This is a genomic window from Ideonella azotifigens, assembly GCF_021043325.1.
In the GTDB taxonomy this organism is placed as follows: Bacteria; Pseudomonadota; Gammaproteobacteria; order Burkholderiales; family Burkholderiaceae_C; genus Ideonella; species Ideonella azotifigens.
The window spans coordinates 1-3,816 of record NZ_JAJNKD010000039.1; the positions used below are offsets into that span (position 1 = coordinate 1).

General features: G+C 61.4%; 2 protein-coding genes. Both read left to right on the top strand.

The features are described 5' to 3' along the window. Positions 1-190: 190 nt before the first annotated feature. On the top strand, positions 191-2,704 hold the full coding sequence (locus LRH25_RS32405) for an RHS repeat-associated core domain-containing protein (RefSeq protein ID WP_310742456.1): 2,514 nt from the start codon (positions 191-193) through the stop codon (positions 2,702-2,704). A 615-nt stretch (positions 2,705-3,319) separates the two neighbouring features. Further along, the coding region (locus LRH25_RS32410; protein WP_231013268.1) for a hypothetical protein at positions 3,320-3,816 on the top strand (497 nt) is incomplete at its 3' end.

The following is a 3,816-nucleotide window of genomic DNA, read 5'->3' on the forward strand; positions in this document are numbered from 1 at the left end:
CGGACGGCAACAGCGAGCACTACGAACTCGACAACGCCGGCAACCGGACCAGCGAGAGCTACTACAAGGGCACCGACCCGGCCACACGCACCCTGGTGCGCACGGTCACCCGAACCTACGACGCACTCGGACGCATGCAAAGCGTCACCGGCCTGCAGTGAGCGGCGCCTACAACACACGCGGAGGAACCATGAACCACAAGACGACCCTTGCAGTCCGGCTCAAACCGGCGGCGCGCGTGCTGGCCCTGACAGGCCTGCTCGCCGCCGGCCTGTCCACCAGCACCGTCCAAGCCGACCCCGTCCCCGATGGCGGCGCCCTGACCACCGGCCTGGGCTACGACGCCAACGGCAACCTCACCACCGTCAACCTGCCCAAGGGCACTGGCCAGACCACCGCGCGGACGGCCAACAACGGCTACGACAGCCTGGGCCGGCGCATCAACAGCACCCTGGCCGCACCGGCTGCCGGCGCCTCCGCCCCCGTCATCAAGTTCGGCTACGACGGCCTGGACCAACTCACCAGCGTCACCGACCCGCGCAGCAAGGTCACCACCTACACCGTCAACGGCCTGGGCAACACCAACCCGCAGGTCAGCCCCGACACCGGCACCACCGGCTTCACCTACTTTGCCGACGGCCGCGTTCAGACCCGCACCGACGCGCTGGGCAACGTCGCCACCTACGCCTACGACGACCTGGGCCGGCTCACGGCCATCAGCTATACCAGCGGCATCCCCAGCCAGTTCTACTACGACGGCAGCACCGCCTCGGTGCCCAGCACCACCGCCAACAACAGCACCGGCCAACTCAGCAGCCTGGTCGACGAATCCGGCACCACCGTCTACACCCACGATGGCTTCGGGCGCGTGCTCAGCAAGACCCAGACGGTGGCCACCAGCCCGTCGCGCAGCTTCGTGCTCAGCCAGACCTGGAGCAGCGACGCCGGCAGCAGCCTGGGCAAGCTCAAGTCGCTCACCCTGCCCAGCAAGGCCACTGTCAACTTCACCTACCTGGCCGACGGCCGGCTCAAGGCCATCGCCTTCAACCCCGTCAAGACCGACGGCACCGGCACCGACACCACGCGCAACGTGTCAGTGCTCAACATGCTCAAGTACAACGGCCTGAACGACGTGCAGGGCTGGACCTGGGGTGACAACACCGCCTACAGCCGCACCTACGACAGCAACGGCCGCCTCAAGAGCTACTACCTGGGCAACCCCGCAGGCACTGGCACCACCGCAGGGCTGATCCGCACCCTGAGCTACGACGACGCCGGCCGCATCAGCGGCTACACCCACACCAACAGTGCCGGCACCGCCCAGCCCGCCTACGACCAGACCTTCACCTACGACGGCCTGGACCGACTCAAGCAGCAGCAGCAGTCCAGCAGCACCAACGGCTTCGACTACGACCTGTCGAACAACCGCACGACCCAAACTATCGGCGGGGTCACCTACACCAACACCATCGCCGCGGCCAACAACCGCGTCAGCGTCGAGACCGGCCCCAACGGCACCACCAACTTCACCTACTACGCAACAGGCCAGGTCAAGGCCGACGGCACCAACACCTTCACCTACAGCCCGCGCGGCCGCATGGCCTCGGTCAAGATCGGCACCGACACCGTCAGCTACCTGTACAACGGCCTGGAGCAGCGCGTCGCCAAGACCGGCCCGACCACCCGCGTCGACAGCGGCGCCCGCTACTACGCCTACGACGAGCAAGGCCACCTGATCGGCGAGTACGACGCCAGCGGCAACCCGCTCTACGAAGTCATCTACCTGGGCGACACGCCCGTGGGGCTGATCACCCAGACCCGCACCACCACCAACGGCGTGCTGAGCGTGCAGACCAAGCTCAGCTACATCTACGCCGACCACCTGGACACCCCGCGCGTGGTGACCAGAGCCAGCGACCACGCCATCCAATGGCGCTGGGACCAGGCCGAGGCCTTCGGCAACTCAGCGCCCAACGAGAATCCCAGCGCACTCGGCGCCTTCACGCTGAACCTGCGCTTCCCGGGGCAGACCTTCGACAAGGAGACCGGGCTGTTCTATAACCTCAATCGGGATTACCGGGCAACCTTGGGCAGGTACATCGAGTCAGATCCGATCGGGCTGGCAGGCGGGATCAATACCTATGCGTATGCGAACGTGTCGCCAATTTATATAGGAGATGCTACAGGGTTGCGTGGTGGAGATCATCCCGGCGTGAGTGAGTGCATTGCCCGTGGTAATAATCCGGTTGCCTGCGAACAAAGTGCGCCTAATGTTTCACCGCCAACGCCGCGTCCACCGGTGAAAAAAATCTGGGACCCTTGTGAAGTTGAGCAAGTATTGGGTGGTATGCGCACAGAATCTCTTATAGATATATGGAAAAATCACAGCGGGGCAAAAAAATACGATTTCGCTTATAATGATCAGCGCTTTGATAGGTTTCATACTATTGATGGTCATGACTACAATCCTCATATGTTCGGGAATTATGCAGTAGGTTATGCTGCATATCGCAACAGCGGCCTGTTTGGTGTCGGGCTCGCAATGACAGCAGGCATTGGGTATGATGTCCTTCAACATGGGTGGAATACAGACCTTGATGCTTCTAGTAGGCGTTTCATTCGTCAAGGAGCTACTCGGGCGATGGCCGAAATGAATGGTACTTGGCCGCTATCATCTGATTCTGCATGCGCATGTCGACAGTGAGCTAAATCATGAGCTATATTTCTATATTTTTTGTGTTTCTTGGTATATTTGCAGTCCGTGTGCGGACTAGGCGATATGTTGTGTGTGTCTCGGGATTTCTTTTTGTTTGGGAATTGATCGTTTTCCTAATTGGCCCAGGCGTCATTTCAAGGAATGTCATCGATAGCGATGCCGCAGTTATTGCGGGTAGCTCAGTTTGTCCAGGCATAGGCGCTGCTCAAGATATAGTAATGACGTACGGCACGGTTGGCATGTTGTCTCTAATCGCGTGGCCATTCCTGCTTGCCGCTGCCATGCGTGTTCGGTAACAGTAGAATTGTTTGAATCATAGAGGCACGCCTCAATGGGAAGTTGAGGGGAATCGCGAATTGGGTCGCCCATTTCTTCTAGGTGATTGCGTCTTGGTGCAGGTATTTAGTTGAAATAAAGCGTGGCTGGAGTGCTCCATCGCCGCTGGCATATTTGTCGATTGCAGGGCCTTCGTCGGGGGAGTGCGGGACACGTCCGAGCCCGGCTTAGCAGCGCAAGGACGTCGTTGTTCGTACGACGCTGCCACAATCGAGCACAAATTCTTAACAGCAGGGAGCGCGGAGAGGGAACTGGCCGCGGTGGGTGGTGACGTTGCATCAACTGAGTGTTCGTGCGGTCGATCTGGGCAGGCAAACGCTGGGCCGCTCGGTGGTTTGGTGGTCGCTGTGCGCAAGGGACCGGCGGCTACTCTTGGTGGCGGCGGTCGGCTTGTCGACGGCCGCTGTCGCCAGCCTGGGCGTGTGGCAATGGCAGGCGGAGCGAACCGAGGAACTGGGCTCTCGACTTGCTTTGGTCCAGGCTGAACAACTCAGAGACGCCCAGCGTGCCGCCGCCGATGCCGGGAAGGCGAACTCATTGCCCGCGCCCTGGTGGACGCACCTTTCCCGGACCACCCCTGACGGCGAACCGCTGCACCCCCATGAACTGCTCACAAGCCACGCCGTGTCCGCCGCCGAGCGAGAAGTTCAACTCTCCAAGCTGAGCTTTCGCGCGCAGGCAGCGGTGGCCGGCAGCCCCTACCGAAGCTCGCTGATGCAAGCTGAGGTGAGAGGCCGGTACCCGCAACTCAAAGGCTGGCTGCG